Annotated in this window: 12 protein-coding genes; 4 read left to right on the forward strand and 8 right to left on the reverse strand. The window is 58.5% G+C overall.

All coding sequences use genetic code 11. From position 1 onward, the window contains the following. Positions 1-717 (forward strand): helix-turn-helix domain-containing protein, encoded by a 717-nt coding sequence (locus DVK01_RS16970; RefSeq protein ID WP_121537681.1) that lies wholly within the window; start codon positions 1-3, stop codon positions 715-717. Between the two features lie 249 nt (positions 718-966). Here DVK01_RS16970 and DVK01_RS16975 read toward each other — a convergent pair whose 3' ends face one another. From DVK01_RS16975 to DVK01_RS17005, 6 genes are all read right to left on the reverse strand, one after another. Continuing rightward, positions 967-2,004, reverse strand: coding sequence for a tyrosine-type recombinase/integrase (locus DVK01_RS16975; RefSeq protein ID WP_121537683.1), 1,038 nt, complete (start codon positions 2,002-2,004; stop codon positions 967-969). Beyond that, positions 2,001-2,414 carry a DUF5805 domain-containing protein gene (locus DVK01_RS16980; protein WP_101351420.1) on the reverse strand — a complete coding sequence of 138 codons (414 nt, stop codon included), beginning with the start codon at positions 2,412-2,414 and terminating at the stop codon, positions 2,001-2,003. Before DVK01_RS16980 ends, DVK01_RS16975 begins: the two co-directional genes overlap by 4 nt. A gap of 2,067 nt (positions 2,415-4,481) precedes the next feature. After that, positions 4,482-4,952 carry a hypothetical protein gene (locus tag DVK01_RS16990; protein ID WP_121537687.1) on the reverse strand — a complete coding sequence of 157 codons (471 nt, stop codon included), beginning with the start codon at positions 4,950-4,952 and terminating at the stop codon, positions 4,482-4,484. Between the two features lie 777 nt (positions 4,953-5,729). Next, positions 5,730-6,155, reverse strand: coding sequence for a hypothetical protein (locus DVK01_RS16995; protein WP_121537689.1), 426 nt, complete (start codon positions 6,153-6,155; stop codon positions 5,730-5,732). Positions 6,156-6,211: 56 nt separating this feature from the next. Further along, positions 6,212-8,134, reverse strand: a complete 1,923-nt coding sequence (locus tag DVK01_RS17000) for a HAMP domain-containing protein (protein ID WP_121537691.1) — start codon at positions 8,132-8,134, stop codon at positions 6,212-6,214. Positions 8,135-8,136: 2 nt separating this feature from the next. Continuing rightward, entirely contained in the window at positions 8,137-9,345 is a 1,209-nt protein-coding gene (locus DVK01_RS17005; protein WP_101349854.1) for an ABC transporter substrate-binding protein, read from the reverse strand. 336 nt (positions 9,346-9,681) lie between these two features. On the opposite strand from DVK01_RS17005, the gene kdgK1 reads away from it, so the two are divergent. The 3 genes from kdgK1 (at position 9,682) to DVK01_RS17020 (ending at position 13,556) form a co-directional block, all read left to right on the forward strand. Further along, the gene (gene kdgK1, locus DVK01_RS17010) at positions 9,682-10,641 is read left to right on the forward strand and encodes a bifunctional 2-dehydro-3-deoxygluconokinase/2-dehydro-3-deoxygalactonokinase (RefSeq protein WP_121537693.1); all 960 of its coding nucleotides are present in this window, start codon (positions 9,682-9,684) and stop codon (positions 10,639-10,641) included. A gap of 100 nt (positions 10,642-10,741) precedes the next feature. Beyond that, positions 10,742-12,532 (forward strand): pyruvate kinase, encoded by a 1,791-nt coding sequence (gene pyk, locus DVK01_RS17015; RefSeq protein ID WP_101351421.1) that lies wholly within the window; start codon positions 10,742-10,744, stop codon positions 12,530-12,532. A gap of 52 nt (positions 12,533-12,584) precedes the next feature. Next, positions 12,585-13,556, forward strand: a complete 972-nt coding sequence (locus DVK01_RS17020; RefSeq protein ID WP_101349856.1) for an ROK family protein — start codon at positions 12,585-12,587, stop codon at positions 13,554-13,556. A 28-nt stretch (positions 13,557-13,584) separates the two neighbouring features. Here DVK01_RS17020 and DVK01_RS17025 read toward each other — a convergent pair whose 3' ends face one another. Further along, positions 13,585-14,760 carry a Cdc6/Cdc18 family protein gene (locus tag DVK01_RS17025; RefSeq protein ID WP_101349857.1) on the reverse strand — a complete coding sequence of 392 codons (1,176 nt, stop codon included), beginning with the start codon at positions 14,758-14,760 and terminating at the stop codon, positions 13,585-13,587. A gap of 54 nt (positions 14,761-14,814) precedes the next feature. Then, entirely contained in the window at positions 14,815-15,906 is a 1,092-nt protein-coding gene (locus tag DVK01_RS17030) for a hypothetical protein (RefSeq protein ID WP_199722361.1), read from the reverse strand. Positions 15,907-15,942 lie beyond the last annotated feature (36 nt).

Genomic DNA, 15,942 nt, shown 5'->3' on the forward strand with positions numbered 1-15,942 from the left:
ATGAGTCACGCTGATAGCGCCGGAGCACGGCTCACACTCGACCTGTGGCACCCGAACTGCTGGGCTATCGAGGCGACCGACCGCACGGACGGCGGCATTCTGGCGCACACGGTCCAACAGACCGTTCAGTCGTCGACAGTATCGGTCAACGGTGTGTTTACAGTGTATGGAGCTACGAAGTCGGCTGTCGAAGACTGCCTCGACGCAGTCCGTGCCTCACCCCACGCCGGAGAGATACAGGAACTCCAAGCACGGATCGGACACAAGCGCGATGCACCCGGCACCGTCGTCAGACAGTTTCTGCTAGAGTACGATCCAGACGAACTAGTCTGCCCGACGCTCCTTGAACACGGGTTCGTCCACAGTGCGCCTGTTCGTATCGAAGACGGTCGCGAACGCTGGCAAGTGAGTTTCACCGGCGAGCGGCCCGAAATTCAGTCAGCACTCGATTCCGTCGAAGCTGACGCCGACGCTGACGTGTCGGTCGAATCCATTGTCACGCCTGACAGCGATTCTGACCGGTCGGTGGGTAGGCTACGAACTGACTCGCTGACGCCGGCGCAGCGACGAGCCTTCGAAGCGGCCCGCGAAGCGGGCTACTATCAGTGGCCGCGCGGGATCTCGGTTCGCGAACTCGCCGCACAGATGGATATCTCGAAGACGACGCTCCTCGAGCACCTCCGAACTGCCGAGTCGAAACTTCTGGATCCCGAGTAGCCCTATCAGTGGCGCTTTCTTCGGATGGATTTTCCTGAGACGGCTGTAGTCATGGCACCTGCAGTTTCTTGCGGGGCAGCTCGTACGAGCCCGTGATAGCCTGGCTCGCTTGAGACAACTGAAATCGTCCGCTGAGCCAGTGCAGTTGCCAGGCAGTATCTGCTTAATTCGATATAGCGGTATGTGATTTACAAGTCCAGCACCCACCATCTCGGCTACGGCTAAAGCATGATAGAAATAACAAATCAGTCACAGCAGCGAGTAGATTTCAGCCTCGTACACATCCCTGACCCGAGTCCCCCATTCGTGGGTGTACGTGTCGATGACATCCTGTGCCACGTCGCCTCTGAGGTACTTGACGACACCGCGGTCGCCAGTCCGATCCCGGAGATGTGTCGTGAAGAAGTGTCGAAAGTAGTGCGGTGTCACGTTTTCTTCGGCCCCCCCACCGTCCGTGTACCACCCGAACTCGCGAGCGTGGGATTCGACGATGTGGTGTACCATGTTCGGCGTGAGTCGCTCTCCCCAGCTGTCGCTTGTGGACACAAACAGCGGCGCTGCGGGGGACTGCGTGTCCGGTCGAATCGCGAGCCAGCGTCGCAACACTGCGCCTAGCTCTGCGTCGACTGGAATCGTTGTCTCGCGCTTGCGCTTGTTGGATGCGGTCCGCTCTTCGCCGTTACTAGCCTCACCACGAGTCGGGTCTGCCGCGATGAACAATGAGTCCGGACGCCCATCAAGCTCCGGTCGGACCGGAATATCTGGTCTGGGGCCGGGGGTGTCGAGGTTGAGGTCCCGGATGTCGAGGTTACACAGTTCGCCGGCCCGCATTCCCGTTTTCAACAGTGTCACTGTGATAGCTCGCTCAAGTGGGTGTGAAATGCTATCAACGAACGCACGCATCGATTGGAGGTCTACCTCCCGACGGGTCGGGTCGGTGTTGATCGATTCGTCCATCTCCTCCATGACTAACGTCATCGGGTTCGAATCGAAGACGCCGACCTGAGTCATGTACGCAAAAAACCGGTGCAGATAGGATGCATACGTTGCGACAGTGCTTTCCTCGGCATCTCCACGGATACTGTGGACGTATGCCATACAGTCGCGGTGGGAAGCCTCCTGAACAGGAAGGGGCTGGCTGCTATCCGACAGATAGGACTCGAAGTCTCGCAGGACGCGCTCATAGGAGGCACGAGTCCGGTCGCTCTTTCCGTGGTACCTGATGTCATCGAGGAAATAGCCGATCGGGTCCGATTCGGCGTCTGGTGTGGCTGTATCCGTGCTCATTCGTCTCGAACGTACCCTCCATGTCGCCCGCTGTACTGCACTTCGTTGTTGGACTGCAGTTCCTGCAGCGTGTCTTCGAGTCGTTCCTCGATATCGTCGGTCAACTCGGCGAGCAGGTCATCCCACTCGTAATACTCCCCGTCAGCCAGGATGTCTCGCACCCGGTCTTTCAGCCCGTCACCCCCGGGGGTAGCGCCCGGAGAACGGGGCTTCTCGCTATCGCTCTCTATGGCGTCCGATTCAGCCGTCTCGGACACTGCTGGCTCGAAACCGCTTCGGCCTGCCTGTACCATCGTCCGGACGAACTCGCTTTGACTCATATCCAACTCCTCGGCGTGGGCCTGCCACTGTTCCTTCTGATAGGCCGGAATGTACGTTCGAACCGTCGTTCGCTCACTGTCACTGGACACAGTTTCCCCTCGGACGCCGGGAACTTCAATGTAGTCCCACACTCAGAGATAAAAGCCTTTATTTGGGTATATGATACCCTATTTCGCCGCATATGTGGCAGATATTCTATAACTTTGCGGAAATATAAGCATACACTCACAAATATAACAAATGCCAGAAAGCTGGCCCCATTTGTTGGTTCGCCCAGACGGGGGTTGATCTGGCACGCCGTGAAGGGTCGATACGGTACTCCGAATGACCTGGCTGCCCTGCGCGGTTGCTTCTTTGGCCGTCTCACGCACAAACATCCGCGGCCCCAATGACACATGTGCTGCCGCTGTTGGCATCCTACGGTGAAACAGTTCGGTCCTCTCCGTAGACACCCCAACCGGTCACTGAGCTCTTGGCAGACTATTCTAGTATGCTGGGCGACACCATCTCTTGCACTACTCTCTGAGACGCTGCGATTCCAACAGTCGTGGTCGTCCTATCCAAAGCTATGCATCTATTTGCATGTTTTACTGGCGTTTCAGACTCGTTTCCGACACCGTGCGGCTGGCGGAATCGCACTGCAGACGGTCCTGCTACGGTGTTGTCCGGCCTGTCCCGCCACACGCAGAGAGTCTTAGTCGGCCACGCTCCGACTTGCCATCAACATCCACTGTCCACACCATCTCCGTATAGCAATTCCAGCAGGCACGACGTACTGCTTTTCCTCGTGACTGCGCGGTTCCCGGGCTCGCTTCCAGCACAGTCGCTAGAAACGCTTACGACTGTCTCGATCCTCCCGGAAATCGTCCGGAAAACTCCACCTTCAGCGGTTCCGGAAGGCTTCGTTTCTCAGATAGTCGCTGTATTTTCGCGTCATTTCATTGCGTCACTGACCATCTCATGACTTTTGTACAGACCTGTTTGCCTGTCGTGATGGTGTAGCTGCCTTGCCACTCCCTGAGCGGCCGTGTCGTCGGGCAGTTGCGTGTCCTCCGCCAGAAGCAGTCATCAGTAAGCTCGGAAGAGGCACCCGGTGTTTCGTACCACAACCCAACGACTCTATCCCGTGTTGTCGAGCTACTTCGGGTTAGCAGCGATGTAGAACTGGAAACATCCTGTGGTTGTCTGCTCACAGTGAACTTCCGATCAGCATCTCAGGCCCTCGGGACTGCCAATCTCTTTTATCGCTCTACGATATGCTGCGAATGCTGCCCTTGCGTACACGCCCGTTGCCCTCGTTGCAACGGAAATCCGGTAGGTGTTCTGCAACCGATGTCCTCCGTCTGGAAGACTTTCTTCGTCTTCAAGTATTCGTGCCACGTGTCGCTGTTCCGTGTCACCTATTGAGTAGCAGGCCATCGAAAAAACATCGCACTGTCTTGGGGCGGTCTGTACGACTCTGTCCGCTCCTGTATAGTACCACCAAGCGTCCGATCGCTGGGACGCAACATCGGGCTATAGAGTACCGAACCGAAACCCTCCTGCATTAGCGTGTCGAGACTGAAACTAGCGATATGCGTTCCCGACGACACGCGTCCGCTCAGGTGGGTGAGTCCGGTGGCTAACGACGCACTTGTTCTTTTGTTCATGATTGCGATCGTTCTGGTAGTCATGATTGTGACCCTTATTGGTGGGTTCTATCTGGTTAAGTATCTCGTCGAGCGCACGTTCAATTCGTAAGCGTGGCTCACCAAAGCGCTCTAACTAGCTGACACTTTAATTACTATCAGTAATTCCGATGGACGCCCCGGTGATGTACTCAGAACAAGTAAACTGCATATGACTATATGAATTAAGGGACAATCAGTCCTGCACAGGTTCGGAACGTGGAACCTACAAACCGAGATATTTCTAATATTTATTATAGGGAGTTAATACCTCATGAGTTATTGAAGCGCCCCAAGGCTGTAGATCAGCAAACAAACAGCGTCAACTAATGCCAGTTTCTTAAATAATATGCCCTGTGAAATCCTCGTTGGGTAACACACTCCTGTCCCGTTCCAGTCAATACAATGATTGTAACTCAAAGGCCACAAATGTCACAGGTTGGCCGAGACCCACTTCGGGGTTGAAACTAAAGGCGTCAAAAGGATACACTACCGATTGTCAGCCGTTGGGTCGGCTTCCTCATTCACCAAGCGATACACTCCGAGCACTAATAGGACTATCCCAGCGAGCCCAGCCCCGTAGCCGAGTGCATCCACGAGGCCACAGAGTTTGCATCTTGAGGCGGTGATTATACTGTATACCGTCCCGTTTTTTTCCACAAGGGCAGTGGCCGATGTGTCTCCAGTTGGATACTCGAAATCTGGTGGTGACTGATACACCCGAATAAATTCATCAGCACGAAGTCCTTGGTCAAACAACTCTTGGCCCCCCTCTGAAAGGTCACTGTACCTGAGCACCTCATCATCGGGAGAGACAACCGATTCATCCACCTCCGTGACGAGAACTTGGGTTCCCGTATCGGGGGCAACAAAAAGGAGTAGGCCAGATATGACGAGTGCTGCTACTCCAATTATACTGAGAGCCCGGCCGCTGAATCGAAATCCTGCTGGTGAACCCATTTTGTAGCCTGTCTGGAATGAATAAAGTATGTTTTCTAGATTCCTAATACATCAGCTGAGGTAGCAAGCGCATCTTCCGTGCAAGAACTTATATCGGTTATGGCACCGTTGGCCTCCTGTTCGGGATTACCCGAGCGGTTGTCGCAAGGTGGTGGGTTCCCCGATGCGATAGCGGTTGCATACCAGATTTGTGCTGGTGATGCGTTATTGTGTGAAGTGATTTCATCAAAAGAGTGGTCCTTGGAATGAGCTTGGGAACAACCGCTGACGGTGTATCAATATTATCCACCAGAGGCGAGTGGAGGACATTGTGGATGACAGTGAGCTCAAATTTATCATTTCGACCCACTAGACGCGACCGCGTAAGTTCCGGGTTCATCCGAAATCGGTAGTAACACGTCCGGTATTTCGACCTGTTTTTACGGTCATTCTTCTGTAAATCGTAGTTCTCTGTATCGATTGTGCTGGCGAGCAATTGTTTCTGCAGCTAGTAGCTCGAATCCCGGCTTCTCTCCCTGTTTGTCTGTTATTACCCCTACCCTCAGAATCTGTGAGTCCGTATTCAGATTGGAGATCCGCCCCCCCAGTAGAAGACATCTGGTGTAGCATGTCGGCAGCGATCTGAACGGACCGAGCCGGGATAGTTCATCCTCGTGGCGAGGATATCTCTTCTCACGAGCCACTCGAATTCAGCGTTAGGCTCCCGTGAAAACGATGGCTGTCAACCGAAACCAGCGATGTATGGTCGACCGATCCGGACTTCCGCTAGAACACCTGTCAGTCTCGGATTCTTCCGGTCGCTACGCCCAGAACCGTCGTCTCAGCGTCGAAATACGCCGGCGCGTCGGTTTCGATTTCGAATTCAAGAACGGTTTCGAGATCGCCAGAGTCTTCGGCGAATTGCTCTGCAAGATCTGTATATCCCTCAGCGAGTGTCCGGTATTCCTCTATTGTTGCCTGTTTCGATTGCGCTCGCTCCTGCTTAGCCTCGATTTCGCCGATAGTAGCTTCCGTATCACTGTCGGGGCGCTCGGAACTCTCGGTCAATGTCGCGCGAGCGTTGGCAGTGTCCTGTTCGATTTCTTCGAGCAAATCGGAGAGCACCGCGCTCTGTCGATCTATGTGACCCGCAAGAATCGCAGCCTGTGTTCGACAGTACTCGGCGAGTTCAGCCCGTGAAATATCGCCTACGTCGTCGCTCATTGAATGCGGTACGTCGCCAGCGCGAAAGTCGGTTTCGGTGAAAGCGGCGACGCGGGTTACTCTTCTTCCTCTTCACCGAGACTCTGTGACGGACCACCCGAGAAGACGAACTCGTGTTCGGCCTCGGTTTCGAAGCGGTTCAGGATGTCACCGAGTGGCTTCGCGTAGCGTTTGAGCTGTTCGGCCCGCGAAGACACCTCGTTGAGCTCTGCGGCCTGCTCTTCGGCTGCGCCAGCGACGGTCTGAGTCTCGGCCATCATCTGGTCACTCGTTTCAGCGGCCGACTGCAGTGTCGTTGCAACCGTTCGGAACCGGTCAAGTGAGTCACCCAGATCGATGTCCGGATTGTCCGCGTCCAGTTCTTCTAGCGTGTCCACGAGGGTGTCGAGGTCCTCCGAGATGGTAGCGAGACGATCCTTCTGATCGTAGGCGTCGTCGGAGATTTTCTGTGTCGATTCGGCGACCTGCTCGGACGCGTCACGGACGGACTCTGCACTGGACAGAACGACATCCCCGGATTCCGCGACTTCATCGGCGAAGCTGTTGAGCTGGCCGATTGTCTTTTCGAGTTCGTCGACCATACCGTTGAACTCGCTGGCGATACGATCCATCGATTCGTTCTCGCCGTCGGTGGCCATCCGCTCGGTGAGGTTTCCAGCGGCCGTCTCCTCCATCACGTCGGAGAACTCCTCGGCCTTCTTCTGGAGATACTTGTTAACTTCGAGGGCTTCGGCCCGGGAAACTTCCGCCTCTTTCTGTGCACGCTCGGCCTCGTTGATCTGCTGTTTGAGCGCGTCACGCATATCAGCGAACCCGCTGTACAGGCGGCCCACGTTGTCGATGCGGCTGGTAGCGATATCGACGTCGAGGTTCCCCTGTCGCATCTGGTCCGTTTTTCGGGTCAGGCGGTCAATCGACGTCGCCGTGTTGTATCCGAGTATCGCACCGACACCCGCAATGAGCAACACCATCAGTGCCGTCCCGATGAGCCCGTACTGTTGGACGTTCTGGACGAACCCAAATACCGCAGAGTTGGGCGCGTGCACGAGGACGACCCAGTCCGTTCCCTGTATCGGTGCGTAGCCGACGGTGTAGCGTTCGCTGAGGACGTCGGCCGCCGGCATGTCAGCGGTGACGCCGGATTGCTGTTCCGAGGACCGGAGGTCGTTTGCCTCGCTGATCGGCGCGGTAGCGCGGCTGTTCTCGCTGTACGACTGCAGCATATTCTCCCCGAGGCCACGGCTCCCGTCTCTGGGCTCGTCGATCATGACGACCGCCGACCCGTTGACGACTTGCGTAAATCCACCTTCGGCCCTGTTGTTCCCCTGTAGCGAGTTCGCAATCTCGTCGAGTGAGTATTCGATGAGTATATACCGGTTTTGCGAGGCATCGACAGGGCTGACAAAGCCAACGACTGGGCCGGAGTTTGTCTGATACACATCGGAGACGACGACATCACTTGCCGTCTCGAAGTCGGTACCGGCAAGCCACTCCCTGCTCGTCGATTCGAGGGGTGAGTTGGTCAGTACCTGTGAGTTAGATGTGCTGGCGACAACTTGAGACTGGGCGGCGTTTCGTTCGATCAGATGGATATCAGCAGCGTCTGCCGACAAGGCGGCTTTCCGATTGTTGAGTTCGATATTGATATCGTCGGCATCGCTACTGGCCCAGATGTCATCTGAGGAGACGAATTGAGTCGATAGACGGTTTCGGTCTACCCACTGTGACAGGATGTCCGCTTCCTGTGCGGCGGCGTTCTGGTAGTCACTCAGAACCTGTTGTTCAGTGTAATCTCTGACTTGTTCTGTCGCGGCAAGGCCGATGAGCCCAACCGACAGCGCCATGATGAAGAGAACGATGCCGAATTTGAGTGCGAAGTTCCGCCGGATGAAATCCGGGACAACTGTCGCCAAAATCCCACCGGAGGCGTTCGAATCGGTCTCTGAACTGTCTGGTATCTGTGTGTCTCCTGAACTCATAGTTAGTTTCCTCCAAGCGAACAGTTCGCCGCTGGGTCGCTATCGCACGCGTACTGTACGTCCGCTGGTTCCCCGACCAGCTCGTAGTAGGTACCATAGGATTGCTGTATCTCCGACTTTCCTCTCACAACCGGCACCTGACGCATCGCCTGATGATCACAAGCTCGAAGCGTCTGCGGTCCGAGGCCGGCGTCGTACTCGTACCCTTCGAGCGCTCTGATGACATCGATCGGGTTGAACGTTCCCGCGCGCTCGACTGCGCTGGCGTATTGCAACGTTTGCGTATATGCGATATGTGCTGGCCCTGATGGAGTGGCTGATTTCGAGGAACCAGTCGAACTGCCGTACTCCTTACGGAACGCCTCTCGGAAGGTATTGGACAGCGGCGAGTTGATTGCCGGACTCCAGGCGACAGTTCCGATAACGCCCTCTATCGCATCGCCTGCGGTCTGGGCAATATCCTTCGAAGCCATCGGAAGAACGATATTCGACTCCGGGAACTCATCTCGGAACGCCCGGAGTGCGTTTACTGCGTCAAGGCCCCCGAGTCCAAGCACAATCACGTCGAAATCGACCGATTTGATGTCTGCTGCGTACTGGGAGTAGTCGCTTGTCCCGACCTGTGCGGTCGTGTCCCAGACAGGTGCCCAGCCGATATCTCCGAGGGCTGCATCCATATCATCCCGGAGCGTCTGTCCCCAGTCGCTGTCCTGAAAGATTTTGACGTAATTGACGTCGTCTCCGAACTCGGTACTGAGTGCCGGGGCCAGCGCCTTTGCCGCCATGCGGTTGTTGAATATCTCGCGGAAGGAGTACCGGTTACAGTCGGCCCCCGTCAGCGAGTTTGTGTTGGCCATCGTCGCCATGTACACGACTTGGTTCTTCGCGGCTACCTTCTGATTAGCCAGGCCGGAACTGCTGGACGTACCGCCAGCAAGCATAATCACTTCCTCGCTATCAACAAGCCGCTGTGCGTTACGCCGAGCGGTATCTGAATTGCCACCCGTGTCTTCGACAGCGAATTCGACATCCTTATCGAGAAGACCGTCACCGTCAAGAGGCGACTCGTACTTCTCGCTCGTTACCCACCCACCGCCGTTGTTAATGTGCTTGACAGCGAGTTTGAACCCCCGGAGTTCCTGCTTGCCGGCAGTTGAGTACGCCCCAGAGGAAGCGATGTTGAAACCAAATGTCACCGAATCCCCGGACACCGGAAAGTTTCCAACCGCTGTTGGGGTCGGTGTCCCATCTCCATCTGTTCCGGCCTCGCTGCCACCACAGCCTGCAAGTCCGGCCAGCCCGGCCGCACCAATCGAACGGAGTAGGTTCCGCCTAGAGACCGACGGTCCACCTCCATCTCTCCCTGAATCCATACTGCCGTGTCTTAATTAGTATAGCACATAAACTTTTGGAGAAAACTTATACTGCCTATAAGCTGTGGCGAAAAATACGAGCTTACGCGCTCCACTGCAGTAAGGAGAGACTAACAAAGCCGTCTGGCGGCTGGTTCTCCGGGATTTATACCCAGTCAGTGAGCAACGTCGGATATGACGGAGTTAGTTACGTTCGGTGAGACAATGTTGCGGTTGTCGCCACCCGACGACGAGCGACTGGAGACCGCAGACCAGTACACTGTCAGAGCAGCCGGCGCAGAGTCAAACGTTGCGGTCGCTGCGCAGCGGCTTGGACTCGATGCACTGTGGGCCTCAAAACTCCCCGATTCGCCGGTCGGTCGACGAGTCACAGGAGAACTCAAGCACCACGGCGTGTCGGTCGATATCGCTTGGGACGACGCGGACAGCGCCCGACAGGGAACCTACTATCTAGAACAGGGTAGTCCACCGCGTGGGAACGATGTCATCTACGACCGTCAAAACGCCAGTGTCACAACCGCCACACCGGCGGAGCTTCCAACCGAGACTATCGCAGACGCCGCGGGGTTCCATACCTCGGGTATCACACCGGCGCTGTCGGAGACGCTCAAATCGACTACTGCTGACCTCCTCTCGCTCGCACAGGACGCGGGTACGACCACGAGCTTCGACCTGAACTACCGCTCGAAGCTCTGGACGCCAGCCGAAGCCCGTTCAGTCCTGACTGAGCTATTCCCGTCTGTCGACGTGCTCGTCGTCGCAGAACGGGACGCGAACGTCGTGCTGGAACGGACTGGCGACCCGGAAACGATTGCTCGGGACCTTGCTGCCGAGTACGGGTTCGAAGCGACAGTGATTACCCGCGGCAGCGACGGGGCGCTCGCGCTCGCTGACGGGACCGTAACGGAGCAGCCGACCTTCGAGTCGACCGATGCACATCCGGTCGGCACTGGCGATTCCTTTGTCGGCGGCTTCCTCTCGCAGTACCTCTCCGGTGGCTCCGTTGCAGACGGGCTTGCCTGGGGGGCCGCGACGGCCGCACTCAAACGGACGATTCCGGGCGACATTGCCGTTGTGTCCCCCGACGAAATCCGCTCGATTCTCAGCGGCGACACGGAAGCGATTTCGCGGTAGCTACGCCGTCCAGCAAGCTTCTTATCCCTTCGCGGGGAACGGCAGGATATGATTAACTATGAACGCTGTAAACTGTGGCTCCCCGGAGACGGAGGTCACAATGCGTAGCGCGAAGATCGTCTGTACTCTCGGTCCCGCGTCGGATTCAGTCGACGACATCGCGTCACTTGCAAAAGCCGGGATGTCCGTTGCCAGACTGAACGCGAGCCACGGTTCGCCGGAACACCGCCGTGAGATGATTGATCGAATCCGTGAGGTAGACGAAGCGGTCGAGGAGCCGGTCGCGGCCATGCTTGATATGCCAGGACCGGAGGTCCGCACCGCAGAGATCGACGAACCGATTCAGCTCACGGAAGGGTCTACCATCCGGTACGTCGTCGGTGACGACGCGACGCCGGAGGAGGTCGGTCTCTCGCAGTCGATTACCGCAGTCGAGCCGGGTGATCGCGTGCTGCTTGATGACGGACGCATCGAAACGACTGTCGAGCGCGTCGATGATGATACAGTGTTTGCGACCGTTGAGAACGGCGGCAAGCTGTCCGCCCGCAAAGGCGTCAACGTTCCCGGTGTCGAACTCGACCTGCCGACCATCACGGAGAACGACAGACAGGAACTCGACGTGGCCGCCGAGAAAGAACCCGACTTCGTGGCCGCGTCGTTCGTCCGCGACGGCGAGGACATCTACGAGATCAGCCAGGCCCTCGAAGAGCGCGGCGTCGACATCCCCATCATCGCCAAGATCGAACGAGCCGGGGCCGTCGAGAACCTCGATTCGATCATCGACGAGGCCTATGGCGTGATGGTCGCCCGCGGTGACCTCGGTGTGGAGTGCCCGCTCGAGGATGTCCCGATCATTCAAAAGCGCATCATCCGCCGGTGTCACGAGGCTGGTGTTCCCGTCATCACGGCCACCGAGATGCTTGACTCGATGGTCCACTCCCGGCGGCCGACCCGTGCAGAGGCATCGGACGTGGCAAACGCAGTTCTTGACGGCACGGATGCAGTGATGCTCTCTGGCGAGACGGCCATCGGCGACCATCCGACCCGCGTCGTCGAGACCATGGACCGGATCATCCGTGATGTCGAGGGCAGCGAGGAGTACGCCGAGTCCCGCGAACAGCGCGTGCCAAACGCCGGTGATACCCGAACGGACGCGCTCGCGCGCTCCGGTCGGTTCCTCGCCCGCGACATCGGCGCGTCGGCGATTGTCGCGGCGTCCGAGTCCGGCTACACCGCGCTGAAATCGGCGAAGTACCGGCCGTCGATCCCCATCGTCGCGTCGACGCCGAGCGAGCGCGTCCGCCGGAAGCTCGCGCTTTCGTGGGGTATCACGCCCGTAACGACCGAGTACACTACCGAGGGCGCTGACGCCGTCATCCAGACGGCAGTTCAGGCGGCCCTCGACACCGAGGCCGCGGACAGCGGTGACACGGTCGTCGTCCTCTCTGGAATGATGACCGAACTGGAGGGGATGAACACGGCGAATATGCTGAAAGTCCACGTCGCGGCCGAAACGGTCACCAGCGGTCGCTCCATCGTCGACGGGTTAGTGACCGGTCCTGTCCATCGGATTTCGACAGCACCGCCCCGGGAGTCGCCGGGCGATCTCTCAAACGTCCCCGACGGGGCGATCTTGGCTGTTCCGGAGGGATTCGACGGCGAATTCGTCGGCGACACCAGCCACATCGGCGGCATCATCGACGGCCACGAGGGTGTCACGAGCTACGCGGCCATCGTTGCCCGTGAGCTTTCGATTCCGATGATATCGAACGCGGACCTGCCTGATACGGTCTCCGACGGGGCGACTGTCACACTGGATTCCGAACGCGGCGTCGTCTACGAAGAGGCCGTTGGACGAGAGGACATCTCGGGCAGAGAGCGAGACTACTAATCGCAGTAGAATCTGTGTAGTTAAGTATCGGTGGGGCAACCCTTCGACCAGCATGGGCGCTTACGCAGGGGTCGACCTCGGAGCGACACATATTCGGGCTGTTATCGGTGACGAGACGGGCTCGATAGTCGAGTCACACAAAACTGAGACACCGCGTGGACCGGCAGGTATCGCGGTCACGGAAGCGGTCCTCGACGCGATTCGGCAGGCCTGCGACGCTGCTGATATCGCCCCGACAGACGTGATTGCCGCCGGTATCGGGTCCTTCGGTCCGATGGATCTGGCTGAAGGCGTCGTGGAAAACCCAGCAAACCTTCCAGACACCATCGACCGGATTCCGCTGACCGGGCCGGTCGAGAACCTCATCGGCAGCGAGCGGGTCTCGTTGCACAACGACGCCAACGCCGGCGTCATTGGCGAACGGTTTTATTCGGACCGAAGCCCCGATGACATGGTGTATCTCACTATCTCCTCCGGAGTCGGCGCTGGAGTCGCTGTCGACGGGAACATCCTCTCAGGCTGGGACGGCAACGCCGGGGAAGTCGGCCACTTGACGATTGACCCGCACGGGTTCATGACCTGTGGCTGCGGACACGACGGCCACTGGGAAGCGTACTGCTCGGGCGAGAACATCCCGCGGTATGCCACACAGCTCCACCGAGAGGACCCTGTCGAGACGGCACTCCCAATCGAGACAGAGGAGTTTTCTGCGGCGGATATCTTCGAGTACGCCGGCGAAGACGAGTTCGCCTCACACGTTCTCGATCAGATCTGTCACTGGAACGCAATCGGCGTTGCTAACATTGTCCACGCGTACGCGCCCCTCGTGGTTTACGTTGGCGGGGCCGTTGCGCTCAATAACCCTGAGCAGGTGCTAGACCCCATCCGGGACCGACTTGATGACATGGTGATGTCGAACATTCCGGATATCCAGTTGACGCAGTTTGGCGACGATGTCGTGGTTCGCGGCGCACTGGCGTCCGCGCTGACTGGCGGCACAGGCGACCCGTCACAGCGCGTCTGAAAAGCGTCGACAAAACCGCACCGTCGCGTTACTGTTGCAGGTCGTACAGCCGCCGGAAGGCCGTCGGAGGGAACCGCGGCTCGACACGGCTCGGCGGACGTCCCTGCCCGTTGGTGACTGTCGCCTCGACACGGTCGACGACGCCGGATTCCGCCATTTCATAGAGGAACCGCTTGACGGTCCCGGCGGAGAGCTCGACTGATTCTGCCGACGCAATCGCCTCAGTCGTCGCCGTTACCGAAGAGCGTTCGCCCTCCTCTAAGTCGATGAGTTCTCTGAGGACCGCCTGCCGGTTCGTCGGCAGAGAGAGGACGATGCCCAGCGACACACAGGGGTCGGGAACTTCCCCGATAGCCGCGTCGACGTTGGCCTGTGTGATGCGGTCCTGACCCCGCTCCTCGGCTAACTCTGCAGCAATAAACAGCGCGGCAAGGGCATCGTGGGCGTTTCCGTCTGCCCAGTCGGCGATATGCCTCGCCAGACTGTGGTCGAGCCCCTGCTGAGCCAGCCCGTTCGAAGCTCTGGTCATCAACACGTCGACGAGCATCTGCCGTTGATAGCGGTCGATACTGATCGACTCCGCGGTGTACCGTGTCAGTTCAGTCGCCGACGGGTCGTCGCGACCGATAGCCAGCCAGCTGACGTTGCTCGGTAAGCCAGCAAACAGGTCAACGAGGTCCGGTGCCTGGATACTCTCCGGTTCGCTGATGTGGTCGACTGCAATGACGATCCCCGTGCGTTGCTCTCGGACGAGGTCGTGGAGCCGTGATTTGAGCGTCTCCGTCCCAATTCCGTGTTCCGGCACCGATTCGTCAACGAGTGCGTCCAAGATTGCGTGGTAGAACGCAAACTCGCTTGCGGTCTCTCTGGCGTTCACATAGACGAACGACGGAGAGGTCGGTGGCTGTGCACGGGTCGTCGTGTGGATGATCGCCTGTTGCTCCGTCGGGAGCTGTTCTAAGTTGGCGAACAGCGCCGTGATAACCGCGGACTTCCCTGAACCGTGGGGGCCGTACACGTACGCGTTGGGCGGAAGCTGGCCATCGAACACCGGGTCGAGGTGGTCGAGGAGCCGTTCGAGGACCGGACCTCGGTCGGCCGGCTCCTCGATGTGGACGACCGGTGAGATGGACTCGTAATCCTGAATGAGCCGTGGCTCACCGTTCCGGCGTTGTCGACGCTTGATTCTCGCTTCAATGTCCATCGTTCAGAGAGATATGTGTTATAGCGTTTGGGACGGGAATATAGAGGTACCGCTTTAGAGCATACCCAGGGCCGGGACCCAGGAGGTGCCGCCAAAGACGCCCACGACAGCGAGGATAAAGACGGTCAACGTCGCGACAACGATTGCCGCTGCGGGCGGGTCAAAGTGGGTGTCCGAGTGTGCGTAGAACACGCGCTGGACGACCTCACCGATGAGTGCGCCGTAGGCACCGAACACGCCGGCAACGAGGATGGCGATGACGGCGGCCATCGTACCCAGCTCTGGCGCACCGCCGAAGACGGCCAGCGCGGCCGTGCTTGCGGGCAAGGTCATGTGGTGGGTCACCGGAATCTTCTCAACGCCGAGGTTGAGGAATGTTAGGCTCGCTGCGGAGATACCGAAGCCGAGGAACGCACTGCCGGTCTGGATAGCGATCCAGCCACCAAGCAGGCCGGCGACGAGGCCGATCATCGCGACGTTCGCCCACCGGTACTGGTGGGGCAGCCACGGCTCGACCGCAAGGCGGTACGATTCTGCCACGCCGCCGTCAGTCGCTTCGGCACTGCCACCGTCCGTCGCCATCCGCTTCTCGCCGTTCTCGAACGGCGACATATCGAGAATGTTCCGACTGCCAGCACCGATCAGCGGGTAGCCAAACGCGATGCGGTGGGCGACAGCCGACAGAACGACGCCCAGCGCAATCGGGTCCCACGGGAGCAAAAGTCCACTGGACAGTTGTTGGACAACCATCCCGAAGATACCGAACAGGCCACCGACTGCGAGGATGTCCGGTCGCGTCCCGAGCGCGTAGGCGATGTCCTTTGCGGGGTGGTAGTCGCCGTCGTCCGGCTCGTACATCCCATCGCTCTTTGCGGCGTACGCGGCCGCTGCGGCACCGCCCGCGAAGGAGATGTGTGGGCCGAAGACGGGACCGAACGCGATAGCGCCGGTCACGCCGGTCGCCAGCCCATCAGCGCCGAGTTCTCCGAGTTGGCCGACGAGGCTGCCTCGGAGAATTGCGACTGCCTGCCCGGCGATGACCATGAAGCCGGTGAAACAGAACGCCGGGAGCGCGCCGACTGCTGCGCCGAAGGCACCGCCCGCGAAGGCGGCGATTATCAGCAGTAGGAGATCCGGAACTCCCATACCGAAAACGGGAATTTGGAGCGGAAGGGTCTCTAT

Source organism: Haloarcula sp. Atlit-120R (assembly GCF_003665885.1).
Lineage (GTDB): Archaea > Halobacteriota > Halobacteria > Halobacteriales > Haloarculaceae > Haloarcula > Haloarcula taiwanensis.

Excerpts from the sequence above, each read along its gene's own strand:
- DVK01_RS16970 (WP_121537681.1), top strand. The coding sequence starts at position 1 with ATGAGTCACGCTGATAGCGCCGGAGCACGGCTCACACTCGACCTGTGG.
- DVK01_RS16975 (WP_121537683.1), bottom strand. The coding sequence starts at position 2,004 with ATGAGCACGGATACAGCCACACCAGACGCCGAATCGGACCCGATCGGC.
- DVK01_RS16990 (WP_121537687.1), bottom strand. The coding sequence starts at position 4,952 with ATGGGTTCACCAGCAGGATTTCGATTCAGCGGCCGGGCTCTCAGTATA.
- DVK01_RS16995 (WP_121537689.1), bottom strand. The coding sequence starts at position 6,155 with ATGAGCGACGACGTAGGCGATATTTCACGGGCTGAACTCGCCGAGTAC.
- DVK01_RS17000 (WP_121537691.1), bottom strand. The coding sequence starts at position 8,134 with ATGAGTTCAGGAGACACACAGATACCAGACAGTTCAGAGACCGATTCG.
- kdgK1 (WP_121537693.1), top strand. The coding sequence starts at position 9,682 with ATGACGGAGTTAGTTACGTTCGGTGAGACAATGTTGCGGTTGTCGCCA.
- pyk (WP_101351421.1), top strand. The coding sequence starts at position 10,742 with ATGCGTAGCGCGAAGATCGTCTGTACTCTCGGTCCCGCGTCGGATTCA.
- DVK01_RS17020 (WP_101349856.1), top strand. The coding sequence starts at position 12,585 with ATGGGCGCTTACGCAGGGGTCGACCTCGGAGCGACACATATTCGGGCT.
- DVK01_RS17025 (WP_101349857.1), bottom strand. The coding sequence starts at position 14,760 with ATGGACATTGAAGCGAGAATCAAGCGTCGACAACGCCGGAACGGTGAG.
- DVK01_RS17030 (WP_199722361.1), bottom strand. The coding sequence starts at position 15,906 with ATGGGAGTTCCGGATCTCCTACTGCTGATAATCGCCGCCTTCGCGGGC.